Origin of the sequence: Streptomyces odontomachi (assembly GCF_024435355.1) — a bacterium.
In the GTDB taxonomy this organism is placed as follows: domain Bacteria; phylum Actinomycetota; class Actinomycetes; order Streptomycetales; family Streptomycetaceae; genus Streptomyces; species Streptomyces odontomachi.
The window spans coordinates 440,677-465,098 of record NZ_JAMJWG010000005.1; the positions used below are offsets into that span (position 1 = coordinate 440,677).

17 protein-coding genes are annotated in these 24,422 nt (G+C 72.9%); 12 read left to right on the plus strand and 5 right to left on the minus strand.

Going from position 1 to position 24,422, the window contains the following annotated elements:
• Window positions 1-10: 10 nt before the first annotated feature.
• The 3 genes from NQO67_RS14645 to NQO67_RS14655 all read left to right on the plus strand — a co-directional run bounded on the left by NQO67_RS14645 (window position 11) and on the right by NQO67_RS14655 (window position 3,579).
• Entirely contained in the window at window positions 11-1,573 is a 1,563-nt protein-coding gene (locus NQO67_RS14645; RefSeq protein WP_255950351.1) for a peptidoglycan recognition protein family protein, read from the plus strand.
• A 336-nt stretch (window positions 1,574-1,909) separates the two neighbouring features.
• Window positions 1,910-2,992 (plus strand): mannose-1-phosphate guanylyltransferase, encoded by a 1,083-nt coding sequence (gene manB, locus NQO67_RS14650; protein WP_255950352.1) that lies wholly within the window; start codon window positions 1,910-1,912, stop codon window positions 2,990-2,992.
• A 365-nt stretch (window positions 2,993-3,357) separates the two neighbouring features.
• On the plus strand, window positions 3,358-3,579 hold the full coding sequence (locus NQO67_RS14655; RefSeq protein ID WP_255950353.1) for a hypothetical protein: 222 nt from the start codon (window positions 3,358-3,360) through the stop codon (window positions 3,577-3,579).
• Between the two features lie 204 nt (window positions 3,580-3,783).
• Here NQO67_RS14655 and NQO67_RS14660 read toward each other — a convergent pair whose 3' ends face one another.
• The 4 genes from NQO67_RS14660 to NQO67_RS14675 form a co-directional block, all read right to left on the minus strand.
• Window positions 3,784-4,869, minus strand: a complete 1,086-nt coding sequence (locus tag NQO67_RS14660; protein ID WP_255950354.1) for a DNA-3-methyladenine glycosylase family protein — start codon at window positions 4,867-4,869, stop codon at window positions 3,784-3,786.
• Between the two features lie 183 nt (window positions 4,870-5,052).
• Window positions 5,053-6,438: a coenzyme F420-0:L-glutamate ligase gene (locus NQO67_RS14665; RefSeq protein WP_255950355.1), complete on the minus strand. Its 1,386-nt coding sequence runs from the start codon at window positions 6,436-6,438 to the stop codon at window positions 5,053-5,055.
• Window positions 6,435-7,460 (minus strand): 2-phospho-L-lactate transferase, encoded by a 1,026-nt coding sequence (locus NQO67_RS14670; protein WP_255950356.1) that lies wholly within the window; start codon window positions 7,458-7,460, stop codon window positions 6,435-6,437. The genes NQO67_RS14665 and NQO67_RS14670 overlap by 4 nt, the downstream gene beginning before the upstream one ends.
• A 100-nt stretch (window positions 7,461-7,560) precedes the next feature.
• On the minus strand, window positions 7,561-8,082 hold the full coding sequence (locus NQO67_RS14675; RefSeq protein ID WP_255950358.1) for a cysteine dioxygenase: 522 nt from the start codon (window positions 8,080-8,082) through the stop codon (window positions 7,561-7,563).
• A gap of 762 nt (window positions 8,083-8,844) precedes the next feature.
• Here NQO67_RS14675 and NQO67_RS14680 point away from each other — a divergent pair.
• From NQO67_RS14680 to NQO67_RS14690, 3 genes are all read left to right on the plus strand, one after another.
• Window positions 8,845-9,108 (plus strand): WhiB family transcriptional regulator, encoded by a 264-nt coding sequence (locus NQO67_RS14680; RefSeq protein WP_255950360.1) that lies wholly within the window; start codon window positions 8,845-8,847, stop codon window positions 9,106-9,108.
• 677 nt (window positions 9,109-9,785) lie between these two features.
• Window positions 9,786-14,099 (plus strand): glycosyltransferase, encoded by a 4,314-nt coding sequence (locus tag NQO67_RS14685; RefSeq protein WP_255950361.1) that lies wholly within the window; start codon window positions 9,786-9,788, stop codon window positions 14,097-14,099.
• 14 nt (window positions 14,100-14,113) lie between these two features.
• Window positions 14,114-15,724, plus strand: a complete 1,611-nt coding sequence (locus tag NQO67_RS14690) for a DUF5719 family protein (protein WP_255950413.1) — start codon at window positions 14,114-14,116, stop codon at window positions 15,722-15,724.
• A gap of 140 nt (window positions 15,725-15,864) precedes the next feature.
• Here NQO67_RS14690 and NQO67_RS14695 read toward each other — a convergent pair whose 3' ends face one another.
• Window positions 15,865-16,323 (minus strand): metallopeptidase family protein, encoded by a 459-nt coding sequence (locus NQO67_RS14695; protein WP_255950414.1) that lies wholly within the window; start codon window positions 16,321-16,323, stop codon window positions 15,865-15,867.
• 378 nt (window positions 16,324-16,701) lie between these two features.
• Here NQO67_RS14695 and NQO67_RS14700 point away from each other — a divergent pair, with 378 nt between their 5' ends.
• From NQO67_RS14700 to manA, 6 genes are all read left to right on the plus strand, one after another.
• Window positions 16,702-17,076: a DUF3499 domain-containing protein gene (locus tag NQO67_RS14700; protein ID WP_255950362.1), complete on the plus strand. Its 375-nt coding sequence runs from the start codon at window positions 16,702-16,704 to the stop codon at window positions 17,074-17,076.
• Window positions 17,077-17,474: 398 nt separating this feature from the next.
• Window positions 17,475-19,091 (plus strand): L-lactate permease, encoded by a 1,617-nt coding sequence (locus NQO67_RS14705; RefSeq protein ID WP_255950363.1) that lies wholly within the window; start codon window positions 17,475-17,477, stop codon window positions 19,089-19,091.
• Window positions 19,092-19,575: 484 nt separating this feature from the next.
• On the plus strand, window positions 19,576-20,943 hold the full coding sequence (locus tag NQO67_RS14710) for a phosphomannomutase/phosphoglucomutase (RefSeq protein ID WP_255950364.1): 1,368 nt from the start codon (window positions 19,576-19,578) through the stop codon (window positions 20,941-20,943).
• Window positions 20,944-21,469: 526 nt separating this feature from the next.
• Complete coding sequence (locus tag NQO67_RS14715) at window positions 21,470-21,715, plus strand: Trm112 family protein (RefSeq protein ID WP_255950365.1); 246 nt, start codon at window positions 21,470-21,472, stop codon at window positions 21,713-21,715.
• Window positions 21,716-21,730: 15 nt separating this feature from the next.
• Window positions 21,731-22,864 (plus strand): SIS domain-containing protein, encoded by a 1,134-nt coding sequence (locus NQO67_RS14720; protein ID WP_255950366.1) that lies wholly within the window; start codon window positions 21,731-21,733, stop codon window positions 22,862-22,864.
• A gap of 272 nt (window positions 22,865-23,136) precedes the next feature.
• Complete coding sequence (gene manA, locus NQO67_RS14725; protein ID WP_255950367.1) at window positions 23,137-24,345, plus strand: mannose-6-phosphate isomerase, class I; 1,209 nt, start codon at window positions 23,137-23,139, stop codon at window positions 24,343-24,345.
• The last annotated feature ends 77 nt before the right edge of the window (window positions 24,346-24,422 follow it).

Genomic DNA, 24,422 nt, shown 5'->3' on the forward strand with positions numbered 1-24,422 from the left:
TGTGTCGGCCGTGTCCGCATGTGCCCTGTGCGTGGGCGCCGTCGTGCTTCCGTTCGCCCTGTCCACCGATGCGCATGGGGCGTCCGTGGCGCCGTTCTCCGCGGCGGTGACGGACCAGGACTCACGCACCGCCGCCTCCGGTCGCACCCAGTCGTTGCCCCTCGCCCCGCTCGCCGCCGACCGTGCCCTCGGCTCCCGTAAGGCCCAAGGCCTGACGCAGCGTCATGTGCAGCCGTTCGCCCTGCTCGGCGTCGTCTGGGACGACCCGGACGCGGAACTCGGCGGTCGGGTTCAGGTACGTACCCGTGCGGTGGGCGCCAGCACGTGGTCGGCCTGGCGGGACGTCGCCGCGCACGGTCGCGAGCACGCACCCGACCCGGCCACCGCCGAGCACTCCGCCAGGCGGGTGCGCGGCGGCACCGCGCCGCTGTGGGTGGGGAGATCCGACGGCGTGGAGGTACGGGTGATGCCGGCGGAGGGCGGGAGCGGAGGCGGGCAGGGTGCGTCGGCCGGCAGATCGCCGGCGGTCAGGGGGAGTGGCGACGGCGACGGGGGCGGGGGCCGGACCGGGAGAGCGGGCGGCGTGGCGACGTCCACCGGAACTGACCGGGCCGGTCCGGAAGCGGTCGGCGCGGTGGCGGACACCCGGGAACGGGCCAGCCGGACCACCGACCGTACCCCGGCCACCCGACCGCGCCGCCCCGAAGACGGCCACACCGCCACCCTGCCGCACGGCCTGCACCTCGAACTGGTCGACCCGGGCGACCTGCCGGCGACAGGGGATGCGGTCACCCCGGATGCCGCGTCCGTGCCCGACGCGGCCGCTGCGGCCAACGCGCACCTCGCGCCCGCCGGCGCCACCGTCATCCCGGCACGCGACCGGGACGGCGTCAGGGACGGTGTCAGGGACGGCATCCGGGAGAGCGCGCAGGGCGGCAGCCGGGGCAGCGCCCCGGACGGCAAGCCGTACATCGGTGCGCGTCCCGAGATCGTGACCCGCAGGGGCTGGGACGCCGACGAGGGCCTGAGGGAGCGCGGGTTCGTCTACACCGGCCAGGTGCGGGCCGCCTTCGTGCACCACACCGACAGCGGCAACGACTACTCCTGCGACGAGGCCGCCTCGATCGTGCGCGGCATCTACCGCTTCCACGTCGTGAGCATGGGCTGGCGTGACATCGGCTACAACTTCCTCATCGACAAGTGCGGCACGATCTACGAGGGCCGCGCGGGAGGCGTCGACCGGCCGGTCAAGGGCGCCCACACCATGGGGTTCAACAACGACAGCACCGGCATCGCCGTGATCGGCACCTTCACGGACGCGGCACCTCCGAACGCCGCCGTACACGCGCTCGCCGGGCTGACCGCCTGGAAACTGGGCCTGTCCGGGGCGGATCCACAAGGCCAGACGTATCTCACGTCCGAGGGCGGAAACCTCTTCCCGAAGGGGCAGGAGGCCCGGTTGAACGTGGTGTCCGGACACCGCGACGGCTACGCGACCGACTGCCCCGGCACCCGGTTGTACGACAAGCTCGGATCGGTGCGCGACACCGCGGCCCGGCTCCAGGGCCGCTGAGCGGGCGTGCGGCGGGCGTGCGGCAGGCGTGCGGCAGACGTGCGGCAGGCGTGCGGCAGCGAAGGCGGTCGACGGACCGCCGGCGAACGGCACCGGGCGGTCACGGGATGGTGCATACACTGGCCCGCCGGGTCCTGTCACGGAACGGCCGCCGTCCGCTGGTCCGTACGTTCGCGCGTGCGCCCGGCGCAGAGCGGAAACCGGGCGGCGGGAAGCACGACGACAAGTCACGGCAGGGCACGGCAGGGCACAAACAGGGCACAGGGCGGGACGGCTGGCCCGGCCGGGACAGCGACGTCATGGCCGTGGCCCGGGCAGGAAGCAGAGAGACGACAGGTGACAGAAGCGATCCTCCTGGTCGGCGGCAAAGGCACCCGGCTGCGCCCGCTCACGGTCAACACCCCCAAGCCGATGGTCCCGGCGGCCGGTGTGCCGTTCCTCACCCATCAGCTGGCGCGGGCGAAGGCGGCGGGGGTCGAGCACATCGTCCTGGCGACGTCGTACCTGGCCGAGGTCTTCGAGCCGTACTTCGGCGACGGTTCGGCGCTCGGCCTGCACCTGGAGTACGTGACCGAACGCGACCCCCTCGGCACCGGCGGCGCGATCCGCAACGTCGCCTCCCGGCTGCGCTCCGACCCGGACGAGCCGGTACTGATCTTCAACGGGGACATCCTCACCGGACTCGACATCCGCGCCCTCGTCGCCACGCACCGCTCGTCCGGCGCCGACGTCTCCCTGCACCTGACCCGGGTCACCGACCCGCGCGCGTACGGCCTGGTGCCCACCGACTCCACCGGCCGCGTGCAGGCCTTCCTGGAGAAGCCGACCACACCGGAAGAGATCGTCACCGACCAGATCAACGCCGGTGCCTACGTCTTCCGGCGCTCCGTCATCGACACCATCCCGGCGGACCGGCCGGTCTCCGTGGAACGCGAGACGTTCCCGGGGCTGCTGGCCGCCGGCGCCCACCTCCAGGGCATGGTCGACTCCACCTACTGGCTGGACCTCGGCACGCCGGCGGCCTTCGTGCGCGGCTCGGCGGACCTCGTCCTGGGCCGCGCCCCGTCCCCCGCGGTACCGGGCCGCTGCGGCGACCGCCTGGTGCTGCCGCGGGCCCAGGTCGCACCGGGCGCGAAGCTCACGGGCGGCACGGTGATCGGAGAGCGCGCGACGATCGGCGAGGGCGCGCAACTGTCCGGGAGCGCCGTACTGTCCGGAGCCGTCGTGGAACCCCACGCCGTGGTCACCGACTCCCTGATCGGCGAGGGCGCCCGCATCGGCGCACGCGCCGTCATCTCCGGCTCGGTCGTCGGCGACGGCGCCACGGTCGGCGCCGACAACGAACTCCTCGCCGGCGCCCGCGTCTGGTGCAACGCGATCCTGCCGCCGGGGTCGCTGCGGTTCTCGCCGGACCAGTAGGGATCGGTCGACCGACCGGTTCTCATCGCGCCGGTCGCGATCGGAGCGCCTGCTGGGGGGCAGGGGCGGGCTCTGGCCGGACGGACGGCTTCCGGAGGGACGGAGCGGCGCGGGGCGGGCAGTGGCGCGGGGCGCGGCATCGGGACCGCGCGCCCGCGTGCCCGCGCGCCGGCGGTCGGCCAGGATCTGCGTGCCGTCGCCACCCGTGAGACCGTGGAAGTGCTCGAAAGATCATCGGGCGCGGATCTGCCGGGGTCGCCCGTGCGTCCGCACCACGGCGGCACGGCCCGGCGAAGGACGGACGGTCACCGGTCGCGGTGCGGCAGGCCGGGCGCCACCTCCCAGCCACCTCCGAGGAGGAGCGGATGATCGCGCTGGAGACGATCGCCTACTCGTTGGGCGTGATCGCCATCACCTTCGCCACCGTGCTCTTCATGATGGGCGGCCTGTCCTATGCGCGACGCCACGCGCAATCGGACGGGACGGGCACGGTCCACGCGCACCACCGGCTGCCGGTCGGCCGACGGCGGAAGGAGCGGGAGGAACGGGGGGAGCGGGAAGATCGGGAGGAGCCGCGCCGGAACTAGGGCCGCGGCAGGCAGTGTTCGGGCGGCTCGACGAGGGCACGCCACCCGTCACGCGCGCGCCCATCGCCCGGCACCGGGTCTCGTCAGGGCCTGCCATGTCGTACCGGGTCTCGTCAAAGCCCGTCGTGACGCACCGGACCACGCCAAGGCGGACCATGCCGGTCGGTCTCGTCAGGCCGGCGGTCCGGTGCGGCGCGCGCCCGGTCAGAGTTGGCCGATGTCCGTTCGCGGCATCTTAGGCGTGCGTCGTGCGGGTGTGCGGCCGCTGAGCAGGATGAGCCGGGCGGCCCGATGCCGCTGCCCGGCGTACGGCTCAAGCAGCTCCAGCATCCGCGCGTCATCCGCGTCGCGTTCCCCGGTCAGTGCGTAGCCGACGATGCCGGGCAGGTGGAGGTCGCCGACGGTCACCTCGTCGGGGGCGCCGTGCGTGCGCTGCACCGTCTCGGCCGACGTCCACGGGCCGATGCCGGGGATCAGTTCGAGCCGGGCGCGGGCGGCGGCGGGGGCCAGGTCCACGGCCTCCTCGAGCCGCCGGGCAACCCGCACGGCCCGCAGGATCGTCGACGAGCGCTTGTGGTCGACGCCGGCGCGATGCCATTCCCAGGAGGGGACCAGCGCCCAGGTGCGGGGCGCGGGCATGACGTGGAGCCGGTCGGGCGCGGGTCCCGGAGCGGGCTCGCCGTACCGCCGCACCAGCAGCCGCCACGCCCGGTACGCCTCCTGGGTGGTGACCTTCTGCTCCAGCACGGACGGGATCAGGGACTCCAGGACCAGACCGGTCCGGGTCAGCCGCAGCCCCGGCCTGCGGTGCCGGGCCAGCGCGACGAGCCGGTGTCGGGGCGCGAAGGCCGACGGGTCGTCCAGCGCGCCGAGCAGCGTGGGGAGCGTTTCGAGCAGCCAGTTCGCCCCGGGGCCCCACGCGGAACCCTGCACCCTGTCGCCGCGGGGGGCGACGCGCAGCGTGCCGGGGCCTTCGGGGGTGAGGCTGGCCCGCCACACCGCCCCGTCCGGCGTCACCCGGAAGGTGGGGTCACCGCCGCCGCGGCGCAGCGGCCCCATCACCAGCCCGAGGTCGAGCGGCCAGGAGGGCGCCCAGATCCGGGTACGCGCGGGCGCGCGACGCGGCCCCGAGGCGCCGACGCCGGCGGTGCCGTTCGTCGCGGCGGCACGGGACCCGGTCGCGGCCGTTGCCACGGCGTCCGGCGCGCCGGACCGGGGAGCCGGTACGGCGCTGTGGCCGCCGCGCACGGTGGTGCGCGTGGGACGGCGGGGGGCGAAACGTCCTGCCACGCTGCCGGATCCTTCGGGAATGTGGGCGGTTATGGATGGGGCGCGGCGGCCGGCGAGGGCGCCGGCGGTGCCGGCGTGGGGTGCGGGAGCCGCTGCCAGTGCGATTACGGGGGTGGGTACGGGGGTGGGGCGCCCCAGGGGCGGGGGACGCGTCCCCGAGCCTAGGCCAAGGCTTAGGCCCGCTCACCGCACCTCGACGAACGCCCCCGCCTCCCGCTCCGGCCGGGGCCTGGGGTCCTCGGCCGGGTGGCCGATCGCCACGGCACCCATGGGGTCCCAGTCGTCCGGCAGCTCCAGCACGTCCCGCACCACGGGGCGGCAGAACATCGTCGACGACACCCAGGCGGAGCCGAGACGCTCGCCGGCCAGCGCGACGAGGAAGTTCTGCACCCCGGCGCCGGCGGCCACCACGAACATCTCCCGCTCGGCGGCGTCGCGCCGGGCGTCCCCGTAGTGGTGCGCCCCGTCCGCCACCAGGCAGGGGACGGCCAGATAAGGGGCGTTGCGCAGCACGTCACCGCGGCGCACCCGCTTGGCGATGGACTCCGCGGACTTGCCGTCCCGGCGCAGGTCGTCGACCCAGGCGTCCCGCATGGCGTCCAGCAGCCGGGTCCGGGACCGCTCGGACTCCAGCAGCACGAACCGCCAAGGGGTGGTGTGGTGCGGCGCCGGCGCCGTGACGGCCGCTGCCACGGCACGGCGCACCGCTGCCGGGTCCACCGGCTCGTCGGTGAACGCCCGCACCGTACGCCGCAGGGTGACCGCCTCCCGCACCGCTTCGGAGGTGCCCAGCCGGAACATGTCGTCCCGCGCCGCCCGCACCAGCGCCCGCGCCCCCACGTCCTGGCACGCCTCCGCAGGACCGGCACCGGGCAGGCTCGGCGTGCCGCCCCCGACCGTCAGGTGGCCCAGCCCGCGCACCACCGCCACCGGCAGCCCGTCCGTCTTGCCCTTGACGAGGTCGCCGGCGGCGGCGAGTTCGTCGGCGCTGGCGACGACGGTGGCCTGGAGCGGGTTGCCGTGGGCGTCCGTACCGCCGCGCAGGTCGTCGAGGACGCGGACGCCGGCCGCGCCGATCGCGACGTCCGTGAGACCGTCGCGCCAGGGGCGCCCGAAGGTGTCGGTGACCAGCACGCCCACGTCCACGCCGAGCACCGCGCGCAGTCCGGCGCGCACGGCGCGCGCGGAGGCGTCCGGGTCCTCGGGCAGCAACAGCACCGTCCCCACCGGAGTGTTGGACGCGTCGACGCCGGCCGCGGCCATCACCAGACCCAGCCGGTTCTCGACGATGCGGAGCGGGCCGCGGCGCGCCACGACGCGTACCGTCTCGGCGTCTATGGCCGCCTCACGGTCGGTGGCCTCGACGATGCGGCCCTCCGCCTTGGAGACGATCTTCGAGGTGATGAGGACCACGTCGCCGTCGGCGAGGCCCGGCTCGGCGGCCGCGATCAGCTTGGCGAGATCGTCGCCGGGTTGCACTTCCGGCAGTCCGGGCACCGCCCACACCTGGTACGACGGCGCGGACGGTAGGCGGTGCGAGGGGGCTGCCGAAGGCTCCGTGGCCGTCATGCCCGCACCTCCGTGGCGAGCGCGAGCGCTTCCCCGGCCATCCGGGCGGCGGCGTCGACGTCGGTCATCATCAGCGGCACGGCGCGGCAGCCGATACCGGCCGCCGCCACGCGCGGTACGGCGTCCGCGTCCACGGTGTCGACGAGCCAGCCGTCGAGCAGCCCGGAACCGTAGTGCTCGGCGACGGCGGCGGCCGTGGACTCCACGCCGATCGCCGCCAGCACCTTGTCGGCCATGCCCCGCACCGGGGCGTCGCCCACGATGGGGGAGAGGCCCACGACCGGGACGCCCGCGTCGGCGATCGCCTCCCTGATGCCGGGCACGGCGAGGATCGGGCCGATGCTCACCACCGGGTTCGACGGCGGGAAGAGGACGAGGTCGGCCTCGGCGATGGCCTCCAGCACCCCGGGCGCGGGCTTGGCCTGGTCGGCACCGACCGGCACGACCGCGTGCGCGGGCACGGACGCGCGCCACCGGACCCAGTACTCCTGGAAGTGGATGGCCCGCTGCCCGCCGCCGGCGGCGCCGTCCCCTGAGGAGGTGCCCGCGGCGCCCGCCGGGCTCCCGCCGTCGGAGTCCGGCTCGGGCAGGGTGACGGCGACATGGGTCTCGACCCGGTCGTCGGTCATCGGGATGAGTCGTACGCCCGGCTGCCAGCGGTCGCACAGCGCCTCGGTCACCGCGCTCAGCGGATAGCCCGCGCCGAGCATCTGGGTACGGACGATGTGCGTCGCGAAGTCACGGTCGCCGAGGCCGAACCACTCGGGACCGGCGCCGTACGCGGCCAGCTCCTCCTTGACGCGGAAGGTCTCGTCGGCGCGGCCCCAGCCCTGCTCCTCGTTGCTGCCGCCGCCGAGGGTGTACATCACCGTGTCGAGGTCCGGGCAGACCCGCAGGCCGAAGAGGTGGATGTCGTCGCCGGTGTTGCCGATGACGGTGATGTCGGCGTCCGGTGCCGCTTTCTTGAGACCGCGCAGGAATCGAGCACCGCCGATGCCGCCTGCCAGAACCACAATGCGCATAACGCCCAGTCTTGCAGGCGGGTACGACAGCGCGTCGCCAGCGGGCCCCCACCGGCCGCAACCCGGCCCACCCGGGCACCCCGCCGGCGGCCCGGCGACCCTACGCCCGCACCGACCCGTCCTGCCCCGCGACCACCGTCTTCCCGCCGCCGGCGCACCGGGTCGAGTGGACCGGCATCTCGGTCAGCGCCGGGTAGTAGACGTGCAGGCTGACGGCCGGTTCGAGGGAGTCGTTGACGACGCCGTGCACGTAACCGGGCGGGAACGCCCGCTGTGCGCCGGCGGTGAGGGTGTGCGTGCCGCGTCGGGTGTGCTCGGTGAGCGCCCCGTCCAGCATCGTCAGCACGCCCGACGAACGGCCGTGGTCATGGAGGCCGCTGCCCTGCCCGGGCACCCAGGACAGCAGCCACAACTCGTATCCGGGGCCGGTGCGCAGCCGGTGGTACCAGCGTGTCGTGGCGTCATAACGGACGAGGTGGCGCCACTGCCCGGGGTCGGCGGCCACGGCGCGTGCCAGGCCGGCGAACTCGGCCACGGTCGAGGGGTGCTCACGGACCGGCTGGAGGAGGTGCGGGACCTCGAGGATGTCGCCGGCGATCTGGAGATCGCTGTCGCTGTTCATGGAGTGGGGGGTCCTTGGCGGAAGAGTGCTGACGTGGCCTTCGACGCCGCTGGAAATGGGCGGCGGAATGCGGTTCTGCTGGAGCGTGGAAGGGCTCAACAGCAGCGACAGCGACAGCTGTGGCGAGCGTGAGCAGCCGCACCGAGGGACCCGCCGGTGCGGGTCACGGTGAGCGCCAAGTTCGCGAGCATGCCCACAAGAAGACCGGTTCACACTTGTGTTGTCAATGAGACGCCGGGAATGTGACGCGGGTTTCACCCCATCCGGTTGCTCCGTGGGGCGGGAGGTTTGCGGATCGGGTAGGAAGGAGAATACCGACCGCAACCCAGACGTATCGCCGGAGAAACGGATCTAGCGGATCTTCCGTAGGAGAATCGAGTCTTCGGTCGAGCCGGCTCCTCTTGGCGGGGGTCGGTGTTTTCCGGGCGAAGAGCGGATCTTCGTCGGGCAACGCAACGTGACCGGCGCACCTTGCGTCTCTCTCTGTGTACGGAAGCCCGGAGGGGGCGCCTTGGACTGTCGGGGGTGGGTGCGGGTACTCAGGTCGCGCATTGCCACTGGCATGTGTCAGTTTTAGGCGGATTTGAACACTTACTCCGAGGTGTTGGTTCCGCAGGGTGAATACGGGGCTCGATAGCAGATCTCAGCTTGACTGCCCCGGAGCGTCACACTTGTAATTTCACTCGTGTCGTTCGGACACAATCGGTGACGAATCGGTGGCGAACGGCGTTGCGGGGACGCAAAGACAGACGAGGGGCACATATGACCGAGCTGTTTGAGGAACTGCTGGTCGACGACGCCGACGAGGAGCTCGGTTGGCAGGAGCGCGCGCTGTGCGCCCAGACCGACCCTGAGTCGTTCTTCCCCGAGAAGGGCGGTTCCACGCGTGAGGCGAAAAAAGTCTGCCTTGCGTGTGAAGTCCGTTCGGAATGCCTCGAATACGCGCTCGCCAATGACGAACGCTTCGGCATCTGGGGCGGCCTGTCCGAGCGTGAGCGCCGCCGCCTGAAGAAGGCGGCCGTCTAGCCCCCGGGCGCACGGCGGCCCGCCGCGGTCCGGGCCCGGCGGCCGGTCCGCGACATCGACTTCCCCACCCGGGCGCGGCAGCCGATTCCCGTCGTCCGGCGGCACGCTCCCGCCCCGGCCTCCGCGCCCGAACCGGCGCCGGTGGCCCTCCAGCGGAACCCCCGATGCCTGTACGGCTCGATGCCCGTCCAGCTTGATGCCCGTCAGGCGTCCCGGACTTCCCCGCCCCGGACTTCCCCGTTCTGGACTTCCTGGGCTTCCTCGTTCTGGACTCCGAACGCCCGCCTTCCGAGCTGGGCCGACCTTCCGAGCTGGGTCGACTTTTCCGAGCTGGGCCGATCGTCCGGACTGCGCCGTCCTTCCGGACTGCGCCGTCCTTCGGGCTGTGCGTCCTGAACTCTGCCTCCCCGGCTCCCGGGTTTCGACGTCCCGGACCACGACGCTGGTCCGTTCCCGGAGCCTCGGCTGTCCGATATGCCCGGACATGGGGTGGACTGACGTGCCGTAAGCCGGATCGTGGGTGAGTTATCCACAGGGGGCGAGTTATCCACAGGCCTCGGATGCCTGCTGCGCGTAGCGGTTAGTGTGGCCATCGTCCGAGACGCACCGCGGCACGAGCCATGTCCGCTCAGCCGGGTCGTCCACCGCAGTCCATTGAACCGGGGCCCGTACCTCCGATGTCCGTGCACAGTCATACGGCGGCGCAGTACGACGCCGCCACAGGGTTCGGCGAGATGGGGCAGCCGCTGTCCGATCCGGCCCGCACAGCGCTGTTCAGTCCGGCGGAGCCACCTCAGTTTCCCCGGCACGTCGTCACCGCGGTGCTGGTGTCGCACGACGGCGCCCGCTGGCTCCCCGACGCCCTCGGCGGCCTGCTCGGCCAGGAGCGCCCGGTGCAGAACGCCTGCGCGGCCGACACCGGCAGCGCCGACGACTCCGCCCGCCTGATCACCGAGGCGTTCGGTCCCGACCGTGTGCTGCACCTCGCGCGCCGCACCGGATTCGGCGCCGCCGTCGACGAGGCCGTCCGCACCGCAGGCGTCCTCACCCCGGAGGAGCTCCCCTACCTCAAGCGCCCCAGCGGCTGGGACCCGGTCACCCGCACCTGGCGCGACGAGGCCTACGACCTGCCAGACCTGCCGTACGGCGAGCCCGAGCAGTGGCTCTGGTTGCTGCACGACGACTGCGCCCCCGCACCGGACGCCCTGGCGGAGCTGCTCCGCGTCGTCGAGCAGGAGCGCGAGGCGGGCGCCGACGTGGCCATCGTCGGGCCCAAGCTGCTCGGCTGGTACGACCGAAGGCAGCTCCTCGAGGTCGGCGTGTCGATCGCCAACAGCGGCCGCCGCTGGACCGGGCTCGACCGCCGCGAGCAGGATCAGGGCCAGCACGACCAGGTCCGCCCGGTGCTCTCCGTCTCCACCGCCGGCATGCTCGTCCGGCGCGACGTCTTCGACGCCCTCGGCGGCTTCGACCGCCGCCTGCCGCTGATGCGGGACGACGTCGACCTGTGCTGGCGCGCCCAGGCCGCCGGCTACCGCGTCCTCATCGCACCGGACGCCATCGTGCGGCACGCCGAGGCCGCCTCCCGCGAGCGCCGCACCGTCGACTGCGTGGGCCGCACCTCGTCGTCCCCGCACAAGGTCGACAAGGCCGGCGCCGCCTACACCCTGCTCGCCAACACCCGGTCGGCGGCGCTCCCGTGGGTCTTCCTGCGCCTGGTGATCGGCACCGCGCTGCGTACCCTCGGCTATCTCGTCGGCAAGGTGCCGGGACAGGCCCTGGACGAGATCACCGGCCTGCTGGCGACCCTGCTGCGCCCCGAGCGGATCCTCAGCGCCCGGCGCCGGCGCGGCAGTCCACAGATCGGCAAGGAAGAGCTGCGCCCGCTGTTCCCGCCACCCGGCGCCACCGTGCGCCTCACGCTCGAGCAGGCCGCCGGATCCCTGGTCGGCCGCTCCGACCCGGAGATCCCGCGTGCCGGGCGGCACGGCGGGGCGGTCGAATCGGGCCCCGGCGGCGACGATGCGGACTTCCTGGAGATCGAGCAGTTCGCCCGGGTCAAGAGGATCGCCCGCAAGCCCGGCCCGATGCTCTTCGTGGCGCTGCTGCTCGTCTCGCTCGTCGCCTGCCGCAACCTGCTCGGCAGTGGCGCTCTCGCAGGCGGCGCCCTGCTGCCCGCCCCCGCGGACGTCTCCGAGCTGTGGGCGCGCTACCTGGACGGCTGGCATCCGGTCGGCACCGGCGGCACCCCTGCGGCGCCGCCCTACCTTGCGGTGGTCGCGCTCCTGGCCACCGTGCTGTTCGGCTCCACGGGGCTCGCCGTGACCGTGCTGCTGGTCTGCTCGGTGCCCCTGGCGGGCTTCACCGCCTACTTCGCCTCCCGACCCCTGGTCGAGTCCCGGCTGCTGCGCGCCTGGGCGTCCGTGGCGTACGCCTTCCTGCCCGCGGCCACCGGCGCGCTCGCGGGCGGCCGGCTGGGCACCGCGGTGCTCGCCGTCCTGCTGCCGCTGATCGCCCGCGCCGGTATCGCGGCCGGCGGCCTCGGATCCGGCTTCACACCCGGAGTGCGCGGCAGTTGGCGCGCCACCTGGGCCTACGCCCTGCTGCTCACGCTGGCCACCGCCTTCACCCCGATCGTGTGGCCGCTCGCGCTGATACTCGGCGTCGCGCTGCTCGTGATACGCCATGACGACCTCACCGGCCAGGGGCTGCGCCTGCTCGCCGCCCTCGGCACCCCGCTGCTGGTCCTGGCACCCTGGTCGCTGTCGCTGCTGCCGTTCGGCTTCTTCCAGGAGGCCGGTCTGCCCTACGGCAAGGGCGCGGCTTCCGCGCTCGACCTGCTGGGCGTCTCACCCGGTGGCCCCGGCACCCTTTCGGGCCTGCTGCTGATCGGCTTCGTGCTGGCCGCGCTCGCCGCCCTGCTACGCGGCGAGCGGCAGACGGCGGTACGCGTCGCCTGGGCCATCGCGCTCACGGCATTCGTGTTCGCCGCGCTGTCGAACGGCTCCACATGGGCCGGCCCCGCCACCCTCGTCTACGGCATCGCCCTGCTCGCCGCCGGCGCCATCGGTGCAGACGGCGCCAAGGAGCGCGTGGCGGAGCAGAGCTTCGGCTGGCGCCAGCCGGTCGCGGCGCTCATCGCCCTCGCCGCCGCAGTGGCCCCGCTGATCGCCGCCTTCTCCTGGATGGCGGGCGGCGCCGACGGCCCGCTGGAGCGCCGTGACCCGGTGCAGGTGCCCGCGTTCGTCGCCGAGGAGAGCGGCACCCGCGACCAGGCCCGCACCCTCGTCCTCGGCGGGCACTCGGACGCCGAGGTGCCGTACACCCTGGTAAGGGGCTCAGGCGCCCGCCTCGGCGACGCGGAACTGGCCGCAGCCGCCGGCGGGAACAACCGCCTGGACAAGGTCGTCGCCAACCTCGTCGCCGGCTCCGGAGCCGACCAGGCCGACCAGCTCGGCTCCTTCGCGGTGCGCTACGTGCTGGTGCGGGACGGCGCGCCCCGCCAGACCAGTCGCATTCTGGACGCCACCCCGGGCCTCACCCGACTCAGCCAGCGGGACGGCAGTGCCCTGTGGCGGGTCGACCGCCAGGTGTCCCGCGCGGTCGTCGTGCCGCCGTCCGGCCAGGCCGGCGAGCCGCTGTCCGTCGCCGCAGGACCGGTCGAGGTGCACACCACGATCCCGTCCGGCCCCGACGGCCGGGTGCTCCAGCTCGCCGACACCGCCACCGACAGCTGGACCGCCACCCTGGACGGCGCACCGCTGGCGAAGACCACCGTCGACGGCTGGGCCCAGGGCTTCCGGCTGCCCGCCACCGGCGGCCGACTCGACGTCACCTACGACACCTCGTTCGGCCACGTCGGCTGGCTGTGGGCGCAAGGCCTGCTCGCCGTGGTGCTGGTGGTGCTCGCCCTGCCCGGCCGGCGTCGCGACGTCGACGACGACATGCCCGAGGAAGCCGCCGTACTCCCACCGCCCATCGAGGGCGAGGGCCGCAGGGCGCGCAGGTTGCGTGCCCAGGCCGAGGCGATGGAGCAGGCGGGCCCGGTACGGACCGCCCAGCAGACCCCCGCGGGTGCACCACCGGTACCCGGGACGCCGGACGCATCCGGCGTCCCCGAGGCCGGCTCCCCGGCACCCACCGCCCCGGCGTCCCCTTCGGATCCCGCGACGGCCGGCGCCATGGGCCTGAGCGACACGGGCGGCATGGCCCCCGTCGACCTGCCGGACGGCCTCGACCCCGGCGACGCCGACCCTGCCGCCGTGGACCAGTCGCCGGCACAGCAGCCCGGAGCGGTGCCACCGATGCCGCCCGCCCCCGCGCCGGGACAGGTGCCCCAGCAGGGGCAGTACGGCGAGTGGTCCGCGCAGGGCCAGGGCTTCGAGACCGGATACGCCCCGTACGGCGAGGAGTCGCCGCTCGGCGAGCAGCCGTACGGGCAGATCCCGGAAGGCCAGGCGGCGTACGGGCAGAATCCAGAAGGACAGGCGGCGTACGGCCAGAATCAAGAAGGACAGCCGTACGGGCAGCCCCCGGAGGGACCGTACGAGGGCGCGTATCAGGGCGATGCCTACCAGGGCGATGCCTACCAGGATCAGACCGGGGTCTACCAGACCGGCCAGTTCCCGGCCGATGCGTACGGCCAGGGCGGTTATCCGCCCGGGGAGTACGCGAGCGGCGCCTATCCGGCAGGTGACTTCCAGTCCGGCGGGTACGACCCCGCCACCTACGACCCGTCGGCCCAGCCCGGCGGCTACGCCGACCCCGGCACCTACGACCCGTACGGCAGCTATCCCGTCGCATACGACGGCACGGACCAGACGGGCCCCGCCCAGCCCGGCGCCGGCCAGCCGGGTCCGGACGACGCCTACGGCCAGCAGGGCCAGGAATACGACGGCTCTTACGGGCAGGTGCCCGAGCAGCCGGAGGAGTCGCCGGGCCACCGGCCGTTCCGCATCGACCGTGAGCGCCCCGACGGGAGCCAGCAGTGAGCCCAGTGCCCGCAGTGAACCGCACCACGATGACCCTGATCGCCGCCGTCACCGCGCTCCTCGCCGTCACCGGAGTCGCGACCCTGACCGCGCCGGACGGCTCGGCCGACACCGGGGGGAGCGCCGAGCGGCGCCCCGTCGAGCGCAGCAGCCTGCTCTGCCCCGTCCCCAGCACCGTCTCGGACCTCGCGGACACCACGTACACCTCCTTCACCCCCAGCACGCAGGGCACCGGCGCGGCGGCGCCCGGGTCGGCCGAGCTGCATGCGGCCCAGACCGCCTCGGACACCGGCTCGTCGGACGACGCCGGCCAGAAGGGCGGCGATGACGACACCGCCGACAAGGACAAAGACAAGGACAAGGACACCGGCAAGGGGAAGGACAAGGCCGACAAGGGCAAGCAGAAGGAGGACGGCACGGACGGCAAGCTGGTCCTGTCGGTGAAGAAGCCGGGCAAGCCGACCGGCGCGGATGCATCCGGTTCCGACTCGCCCGCGCTGATCGGCTCAGCGGACGGCAGTCTCGCTCCCGGCTGGACCGTGCAGCAGACCACCCAGATCGCCGCGGGCGAGGGGCGCGGCCTGCTCGGCGTGAACTGCTCGGCACCGGACACCGACTTCTGGTTCCCGGGCGCCAGCACCGCGGACAGCCGCAGCGACTACATCCACCTCACCAACCCGGACGACTCGGCTGCCGTGGTCGACCTCGACCTGTACGGAAAGAACGGCGCGATCAAGTCGGACGTGGCGGAGGGCATCCAGGTGCGCCCGCACCAGAGCCTCCCCGTGCTGCTGTCGACGCTCACCGACCGGCCGGAGACGAACCTCACCGTGCACGTGACCGCCCGCACCGGCCGGGTCGCCGCCCAGTTCCAGGGCTCGGACGAGGAGCAGGGCAGCGACTGGATGTCCGCGGCCGCCGCGCCCGCCGGCAGCCTCGTCCTGCCCGGCATACCCAAGGACGCCAAAGCCGTACGACTGGTCGCCTTCGCTCCGGGCCAGGAGGACGCCGACCTGAACGTGAAACTGGCCACCCCGACCGGCTCCATCACCCCGGCCGGCCATGAAACGCTGCACGTCAAGTCGGGTATGACGGCCGCCGTCGACCTGGGCGCCGTCACCCGGGGCGAGGCCGGTTCGCTGATCCTGACGCCCTCGCAGGAGTCCGGCGGTTCGGTGCCCGTGGTGGCCGCGCTGCGCGTCGTGCGAGGCAAGGAGGGCGCCCAGGAATCGGCGTTCATCCCGGCCACCCCAGCGGTCGGCCAGCGTGCGACGGCTGCCGACAACCGCTCCAAGGACAGCACGTTTTCGCTGGTCGCACCGGGCAAGTCGGTCCGGGTCCGGTTGACCTCCTCAGCGGGCGAAGACGGCGGCTCCCCCGTGTCGAAGACGTACACGGTCAAGGGCGGCACGACCCTCTCGGTCCGACCCCCCGTGCCGGGCAAGCTGAAGGGCACGTACGCGGTGACGGTGGAGCGGCTCTCCGGCGGCTCCGTCTACGCCGCACGCATGCTGGAGCGACCGGAGAACGGCATCCCGATGTTCACGATCCAGACCGTTCCGGACGACCGCAGTACCGTCCGGGTACCGCGCGCGAATCAGGACCTGTCGGTACTGGGGCAGTGAAGCATGGAGCAGTGAAGCGCTGGGGCAGTGGAGCACTGGAGCAGTGAAGCGCTGGGGCTCATCAGGGCGGCCAACGGCTCCGTGGGCGGGCCCACGCCTGCCAGGGTGGGGAGCCGGTCCGCGCCGGCCTCGTTGCGGAGTCAGTCCTCGCCGTACCCCGGGTCCACCGTCTCCGGTGTGAGACCCAGCAGCTCGGCGACCTGTTCGACGACCACCTCGTGGACGAGGACGGCGCGCTCGTCACGGCTCTTGGTGCGGATCTCCACGGGCCGCCGGTAGATGACCACCCGCGCGGGTCGGCCGTCGCCCGCGGAGATCGTGCCGCCCAGCGGGACGGCGTCGTCACTGAAGCCCGTGAGGTCATCCTGGGCCCCCTCCGGCTGAGGCACCTCGAGGACCAGGAAGTCGATCTCGGCGAGTTGCGGCCAGCGTCGCTCGAGCCGCTCCACTGAGTCCTGCACCAGGTCGGCGAAGACTTCGGCCCGACTCGCCGAGAGCGGCACCTGAGGGGGTGCGACGGGCCCGCGCATGCCCCGTCCGTGGCGATCGCGGCGACGTGGCCCGGAGCCGGCGCTGGGGGGCGGTACTGGGTTGTCCATCACCGGTGAAGCGTAGTCCCCGCCCAGCCGCCCAGGAGGAAGAGCACACGCCACGGCACGCACGGGTGCGGCGCCCCTCGGGAAACCCGGGAAGCAGCGGCGGAGCGCCGTGGCGATGGGGTACGCGTCAGGTCGTTTCCCGACTCTTCCGGCCAATCTTCGGCACACACCGGATTTCTCCGGGTGGTCATCCTGACCCCGGCGGTTGATGAAACGTGACTGAATATCGTGCCGGAATCCCCCGTACGGCAGACCGTACGTACAGGTCGGTGCCGAGTCGTCCGATTTGCGTGATGACCTGATCCCGCCACGACACGGTGGAGTGACCTCAAAGAGAGTCGTCGCGGCCCGGTCAAGAGTGCGGTACCGTCCAACGTCGTGAGCCCTGTACGTCGCTGTTCGCGCACCGCCTGCGGCCGGCCTGCCGTTGCGACGCTGACGTACGTCTACGCGGACTCCACCGCCGTCCTCGGCCCCCTCGCCACCTACGCGGAGCCGCACTGCTACGACCTGTGCGCCGAGCACTCCGAGCGGCTGACCGCGCCGCGCGGCTGGGAGGTCGTACGGCTGGCCGACGCCTCAGGGCCGGCCCGGCCCACCGGCGACGACCTCGAAGCGCTTGCCAATGCGGTCCGCGAGGCCGCCAGGCCGCAAGAGCGCGCGGCGGAGGCGGGCGGCGGCGCCCGCACGGCCGACCCCATGGAGGTCGCCCGTCGCGGCCACCTCCGCGTCCTCCGCTCTCCGGACAACTGACCGCAGGCGCGACCCACTTCACGCCTCACGGGCGCGCTGCACTCGCGTCGAGTCACCCGCGCGCGGCCCGGTTGCCGTCCGAAGACCCGCTCGCTTGAAGGGTGCGCTCGCCTGAAGGGCCCGCTTGTTTGAAGGTCCCCGCTCGCTTGAAGGTCCCCGCTCGCTTGCCGGCCCGGCCGGACCCGGCCCGAAGGGCCCGTTCGCCACGCTTCGGAAACCGTCTCTCATCCCCAGCGCACCACCCGTTCAATCGCAACGGCCGCGTATTCGTTTAATCCTGTACAACCCATTGACGACCGGCCACCGGCACACGACCATTCCCCCACCCGTGAGAGATCGCCTTCCGCATCCCGGAAACCGCGAGATCCCGGACGATTCCGGGGAGATGAGGTCGAGCCGTGTTCGTGCAGCAGTTGGAACCCATAGCCGACTCCCTAGGCCTGTCGGCACTCGTCGCCTGCCTACCCCTCGTCGTGGTCCTGGTGCTGCTGGGCGGCGTGCGCATGAAGGCGCACTGGGCGGGGCTCCTGGGCCTGCTGACCGCCGTCCTGGTGGCCTGCCTCGCGTTCGACATGCCGGTGGACCAGACGGTCTCCAGCGCCGTGGAGGGCGCCGTCTTCGGACTGCTGCCCATCATGTGGATCGTCGTCAACGCCCTGTGGGTGTACCGGATGACCCAGCGCACCCGGCACTTCGACATCCTGCGCCGGTCCTTCGGGCGGCTCTCCGACGATCCGCGCATCCAGGGCCTCGTCATCGCGTTCTGCTTCGGCGCACTGCTGGAGGCGCTCGCCGGCTTCGGGGCGCCCGTCGCGATCTGCTCGGTGATGCTGGTCGCGATCGGCTTCGACCCGGTACGCGCCGCCGTCGTCTCCCTCGTCGCCAACACCGCGCCGGTCGCCTTCGGTGCGATGGCCACCCCCGTCGTCACCCTGGCCCAGGTCGGCGGCCTGCCGCTGGACTCCGTCGCCTCCGTCGTCGGCCGCCAGACGCCGCTGCTGGCGCTCGTGGTGCCGCTCGTGCTGGTCTTCCTGGTCGACGGCCGGCGCGGGCTGCGCGAGGCCTGGCTGCCCGCGCTGGTGTGCGGCGTCGCCTTCGCCGTCGTGCAGTTCGCCGCCTCCAACTACGTCTCCCCGCAACTCGCCGACATCGGCGCCTCCCTGGCGGGTGCGGCCGCCCTGGTGGCGCTGCCGCAGTCGCGCCGCCCCGTCGCCGAGCCGGTGCGCGCCGCCGTCCTCACCGGCGTCCGCAGCGAGGACCTGGACCAGCGGGACCCGCGGCCCGAGGTGCTGCGCGCCTACGCCCCGTACGCGCTGATCGTGGTGATCTTCTCGGTGGCCCAGATCCCGCCGGTGAAGGACCTCTTCGACAAGGCGACCCAGGCGATCGACTGGCCCCTGTTGAACGTCGCCGGGCCCGACGGCAAGCCGGTGAGCGCCAACGTCCTGTCGCTGCCCCTGGTGTCCACCGGCGGCACGCTGGTCCTGGTGGCCGGCCTGCTCACCACGGTCGTCCTGGGCCTGCGGGCCGGGGAGGCGCTGCGCGAGTGGGGTGCGACCGTGTACGAACTGCGGTACGCCATCCTCACCGTGACCTCGGTCCTCGCCCTGGCCTACGTGATGAACCTGTCCGGGCAGGCGGCGACGATCGGCCATTATGTGGCCGCTGCGGGTGCGGGTCTCGCATTCCTCTCGCCGGTGCTCGGCTGGTTCGGCGTCGCGGTCTCCGGCTCCGACACCTCTGCCAACGCCCTCTTCGGAGCGCTTCAGGTCAGCGCCGCACAGCAGTCCGGCCTGCCGCCGGACCTGCTCGCCGCCGCCAACAGCTCAGGCGGTGTGCTGGGCAAGATGATCTCGCCGCAGAACCTCACCATCGCCTGTGCCGCCGTGGGCCTGCGGGGCCGCGAGGGCGACCTGCTGCGCAAGGTGCTGCCCTGGAGCCTGGCCCTGCTGCTGGTCATGTGCCTGATCGTGGTGTTGCAGAGCACCGCCGTCCTGAGCTGGATGCTCCCGTAACACGCCCCACGTCCCTCCTCGCGCTCGACCATCCCCGGCCTCCGGTCCTGGTGGGCCCGCACCCTCCCGGCCGGAGACCATCCCGTGCCGCAGCCCGCAGCCCGCAGCCCGCAGCCCGCAGCCCGCAGCCCGCCGCACTCAAGCCTGCCGCCCGCAGCCCACAAGCCCGCCGCACGCAATCCCCAGTCCCAGTCCCAGTCCCAGTCCCCAGTCCCCAGTCCCCAGTCCGCAGTCCACGGGCTTGTGGCACGGGAACGGGGTATACATCTCATATAGGTACATTCTTGTTGCGCTATCTGTAAGTACCCATGCAGTGCCTATAGGGATGAAAGTGGAATTCGGCACTCATTACCGTCCTCACGGTCGCGCCCCGACAGCGCACCCGTCGCCGTACAGTCCGCGCCACCTTTGGTGCCGTGCAGGCGGCTGTAACACCCTGCGGGTAGTTTGAGTCGACCGCAGAGGAGCTTCAGGAGGGCTGGCTGTGTCCACTGATCTGTCACAGATCGTGAAGGCGTACGACGTGCGCGGGGTGGTCCCCGACCAGTGGGACGAGCCACTCGCGGAGCTGTTCGGGGCCGCTTTCCAACAGGTGACCGGGGCTCGGGCGATCGTCACCGGTCACGACATGCGGCCCTCGTCGCCCGGCCTGTCGCGGGCCTTCGCGCGCGGCGCGGCCGCCCAGGGCGCCGACGTCACCGAAATAGGACTGTGCTCCACGGACCAGCTCTACTACGCCTCCGGCGCGCTGGACCTGCCGGGCGCCATGTTCACCGCCTCGCACAACCCCGCCCGGTACAACGGCATCAAGATGTGCCGGGCCGGCGCCGCCCCGGTCGGCCAGGAGACCGGGCTCGCGGAGATCCGCGCCCTGGTCGAGGAGTGGCAGTCCGCCGGAACGGGCCCTGCCCCCGCCGCCACCCGCGGCACCATCACGCAACGCGAAACCCTTCAGGACTACGCCGACCACCTGCGCTCGCTGGTCGACCTCACCGCCATCCGACCCCTGAAAGCGGTCGTCGACGCGGGCAACGGCATGGGCGGCCACACCGTCCCGACCGTCCTGTCCGGGCTGCCCATCGAGGTCGTCCCGATGTACTTCGAACTGGACGGCACCTTCCCGAACCACGAGGCCAACCCGCTCGACCCGGCCAACATCGTGGATCTCCAGGACCGGGTGCGCGCCGAGGGCGCCGACATCGGCATCGCCTTCGACGGGGACGCCGACCGCTGCTTCGTCGTCGACGAGCACGGCGACCCGGTCTCGCCCTCCGCCGTCACCGCCCTCGTCGCCTCCCGTGAGCTGGCCAGGAACGGCGGCAGCGGCATGATCATCCACAATCTGATCACGTCCTGGTCGGTGCCCGAAGTGGTCCGCGAGTGCGGTGGCACGCCGGTGCGCACCCGGGTGGGGCACTCCTTCATCAAGGCCGAGATGGCGAAGACCGGCGCCATCTTCGGCGGCGAGCACTCGGCGCACTACTACTTCCGCGACTTCTGGAACGCGGACACCGGCATGCTCGCCGCCCTGCACGTCCTCGCCGCGCTCGGCGGCCAGGACGGTCCGCTCTCCGCCCTGGTCGCACAGTACGACCGGTACGCCGCCTCCGGTGAGATCAACTCGACCGTCGACGACCAGCCCGGCCGCCTCGCGGCCATCAAGTCCGCCTTCGAGAACCGGGACGACATCACCCTCGACGAACTCGACGGCCTGACGGTCACCGCCGAAGACTGGTGGTTCAACGTGCGCGCCTCCAACACCGAGCCGCTGCTCCGCCTGAACGCGGAGGCCGGCGACGAGGTGACGGTCGCGAAGATCAGGGACGAGGTACTGGCGATCATCCGGGGGTGAGCTGCCGTTCAGTGCCTGCTGGCTGCCGGCACCCGATGGTGCGGCGCACCCGGGTGCCTGGGTCGGTGCCGGGGTGCCCGGTGCCGCGTGTCCCGCGCGCCGAAGGCGTTCGCCCCGGCGCCTCCAGACGAAGGCCGCACGTCCCCACCGCCTCCAAGAACTCCAAGAGCTCCAAGAGCTCCAAGAGGCGGGTTCCGGGGCGGTGCGGCCGACCGGCCGGCAGAGGCGGGAAGGGAGCGCGGAGCCTGCCGCCGGCGCCTCCGCCGCCCACCGTTCTCGTGGTCCCGACACCCCCGGCCACCAGGACCACGCCCCCCGTCGGGCGCGCCCGACGGGGCAACCGCCCCGCGCTACCCTGACCAGGAAAACGCACCGCCATCCGGCCGGGACCCGGCCAGGGCACCCGCTCGGACCACCCGAGCCGTCCCTCGGTCGCCGGGCAGAGCCCGTGGCAACCCGGAAAGCACCACCACAACCGGAAAAATCGCGACCGGAAAACTCCGTCACAACCCGGAAAAGGACCCGCATGCCCATCGAATCCGGCCTCCTGGAGATCCTCGCCTGCCCGGCGTGCCACGCCCCCCTCAAGGAGCAGAGCCCGGCTCCCGAGCAGAACGCGGCGGATCGGAGCACTGCGGACCAGAGTGCTGGGCAGGAGAACACCGTGCAGGAGAGTGAACTCCTCTGCACCGGTAAGGACTGCGGCCTGATCTACCCCATCCGGGACGGCATCCCCGTACTCCTGGTCGACGAGGCCCGCCGCCCCGCGTAACCCGGAAGGCTCGTCATGCTCGACGAAACGCTGCTCGACGACCCGGAGGCCCTGGCCAGGGCCGACCGCCGAGGCCTGCTGCGCGGCGCGGCAGAAGCCGGCGCCCGTGTCCGCACCGCGCTGCGGCACGCCGCCGAGTCCGGAGTGGCCGAGCTGAAGCCGGACGGCCGGCCCCGCTCCCTGCTGATCGCGGGCCCCGGCGCCGCGTCGAGTTGCGTGGCCGACCTGCTCGGTTCGCTGGCCGGCGGGGGCTGCCCCGTGACCCGACTGGCGCCCACCGGCGTCGCTCCGGCGCCGGGCGCCCTGCGGTGGGTGCTGCCCGGCTGGGCCGGCCCGGTCGACCTGCTGCTGATCACCACCCCGGACGGCACCGAGCCGGGCCTGACGCTCCTCGTCGACCAGGCGTACCGGCGCGGCAGCACCGTCGTCGCGGTCTGCCCGCCCCAGACGCCGCTGACCGAGGCGGTCGACGGCGCACACGGACTCGCGGTGCCGATGGCCACCGCCCCGTACGAGCAGGACGAGCCGGCCGCGGCGTCGGCACCCGGCGCCCTGTGGGCGCTGCTCACCCCGTTGCTCATGCTGCTCGACCGCGCCGGCCTGCTGTCCGCCCCGGCCTCGTCCATCCAGAAGGTCGCCGATCGGCTCGACCGCACCGCCGAGCGCTGCGGCCCGGCCATCGCCACCTATAGCAATCCGGCCAAGACGGTCGCCGCCGAGCTTGCCGAGGCGCTGCCGCTGATCTGGACGGAGGGCGTCTCCGCAGGCCCGGCGGGCCGCCGTTTCGCCGCCGCGCTGGCCGAGCTCGCCGGCCGGCCCGCACTCGCCGCCGAACTGCCCGAGGCGATGCCCGCGCACGGCGTGCTGCTCACCGGTGCGCTGGCCGCGGGCGCCGACCCCGATGACTTCTTCCGGGACCGTGTGACGGAGGCCCAGGCCCTGCACGCGCGCGTCGTCCTGCTGAGGGACCGGCCCACCGACAACCTCAGCGCGGCGCCTGCCGCCCGCGAACTCGCCCTCAGCCATGACACCCCCATCAGCGAACTCGAACCGGAGGACGGCTGCGAGCTGGAGACCCTGTCCGAACTCATCGCCATCACGGACTTCGCCGCCGTCTACCTGGCCCTCGCCACGGAAGAAACACCCTGACCGGCTGACCGGCTGACCCTCTGACCGGCCGACCGGTCCACCGCCGTCACCCCGGCAGTGTGCTGAGCGCCAGCCCCGCTCGGCGCCCACCCGCCGCAGTCGCATCCCTCAGGTCAGGCCCCCGCAATCCCGCCGCCCTCGTACGCACCGCACGCCACGCGTAACCCGGCCGGTCGCACCGGTCACGCACATCCCGCCCGACCGGTCACCCACGTCGCCGGCGTCCCGCACGTCCCGGAACCCCGCACAATCCGAAAGAGCCCGAGAGCCCCATGGACCGTCTAGTCACCACCATCCGGCCCTACACCTGGGGCTCGGTCACCGCCATCCCAGACCTCCTCGGCGTCGAGCCGACCGGCGAACCGCAAGCCGAGATGTGGATGGGCGCGCACCCCGGCGCGCCCTCACACACCCCGCGCGGCCCCCTGGACCAGGTGATCGCCGCGGCACCGGAGCGCGAACTCGGCCCACGTTCCACCGCGAAGTTCGGCCCCCGGCTGCCGTTCCTGCTGAAGGTGCTGGCCGCAGCCGCCCCCCTCTCCCTCCAGGTGCACCCGAACCGCACCCAGGCCGAGCAGGGCTACGCGGACGAGGAGCGCCGCGGCATCCCGGTCGACGCCCCGCACCGCAACTACAAGGACGCCAACCACAAGCCCGAACTGATCTGCGCGCTCACGCCCTTCGACGGCCTGTGCGGGTTCCGCCGTCCCGCCGCCACCGCAGACCTGCTGTCCGGTCTGGAGGTCGACTCCCTCAAGCCGTACGTGGACCTGCTGCGGGCCCAGCCCGAAGAGGCGGCCCTGCGCGAGGTCCTCACCGCACTGCTCACCGCGGACCCGGAGGAGATGGCCGTGACGGTCACCGCGTCCGCGGCCGCCTGCCGCCGGCTCAGCGAGGGCGCGGACACCGGAACGGGGGCGGCCACCAGCGCCGGGGCGGACACTTCGCGCGCGACGTATGCGGCGTACGCCTCCATCGCGCACCACTACCCCGGCGACCCGGGCGTCATCGCCGCGATGCTGCTCAACCACGTCCGTTTGCAGCCGGGGGAGGCCCTGTACCTCGGCGCGGGCATCCCGCACGCCTACCTCGAAGGCCTCGGCGTGGAGATCATGGCCAACTCCGACAACGTGCTGCGCTGTGGCCTCACTCCCAAGCACGTCGACGTGCCCGAGCTGCTCCGGATCGTGCGCTTCGAGGCCGGCGAGCCGCACATCCTGCGTCCGGAGGCCACCGCCGGCGGCGAGGAGGCCTACGAGACGCCGATCGACGAGTTCCGGCTGTCGCGGTACGTCCTGTCCAAGGACTCGGCCCGGCGCGACCTGACCGCTCCCCTCCCGCAGATCCTGCTCTGCACCGCGGGCGCCGTTCAGGTGGGCGAGGCGGCACTCGCGCCGGGCGAGTCCGTGTTCGTACCTGCGGACGAACCGGTGGAAATCGCTGGAGAAGGGTCGGTCTTCCGCGCCACTGTGGTTGCCTGATTCCCTGCATGACCACCACCACGTGACGTCACAGCCGCCGCATGCTGTAACAATGGCCCCACGGCAAAGGACGGGCA

Bases quoted from the DNA above. Each gene is read 5' to 3' on its own strand.
- NQO67_RS14655 (WP_255950353.1), top strand. From the start codon at position 3,358: ATGATCGCGCTGGAGACGATCGCCTACTCGTTGGGCGTGATCGCCATC.
- NQO67_RS14665 (WP_255950355.1), bottom strand. From the start codon at position 6,438: ATGACGGCCACGGAGCCTTCGGCAGCCCCCTCGCACCGCCTACCGTCC.
- NQO67_RS14670 (WP_255950356.1), bottom strand. From the start codon at position 7,460: ATGCGCATTGTGGTTCTGGCAGGCGGCATCGGCGGTGCTCGATTCCTG.
- NQO67_RS14675 (WP_255950358.1), bottom strand. From the start codon at position 8,082: ATGAACAGCGACAGCGATCTCCAGATCGCCGGCGACATCCTCGAGGTC.
- NQO67_RS14680 (WP_255950360.1), top strand. From the start codon at position 8,845: ATGACCGAGCTGTTTGAGGAACTGCTGGTCGACGACGCCGACGAGGAG.
- NQO67_RS14685 (WP_255950361.1), top strand. From the start codon at position 9,786: ATGTCCGTGCACAGTCATACGGCGGCGCAGTACGACGCCGCCACAGGG.
- NQO67_RS14695 (WP_255950414.1), bottom strand. From the start codon at position 16,323: ATGGACAACCCAGTACCGCCCCCCAGCGCCGGCTCCGGGCCACGTCGC.
- NQO67_RS14715 (WP_255950365.1), top strand. From the start codon at position 21,470: ATGCCCATCGAATCCGGCCTCCTGGAGATCCTCGCCTGCCCGGCGTGC.
- NQO67_RS14720 (WP_255950366.1), top strand. From the start codon at position 21,731: ATGCTCGACGAAACGCTGCTCGACGACCCGGAGGCCCTGGCCAGGGCC.
- manA (WP_255950367.1), top strand. From the start codon at position 23,137: ATGGACCGTCTAGTCACCACCATCCGGCCCTACACCTGGGGCTCGGTC.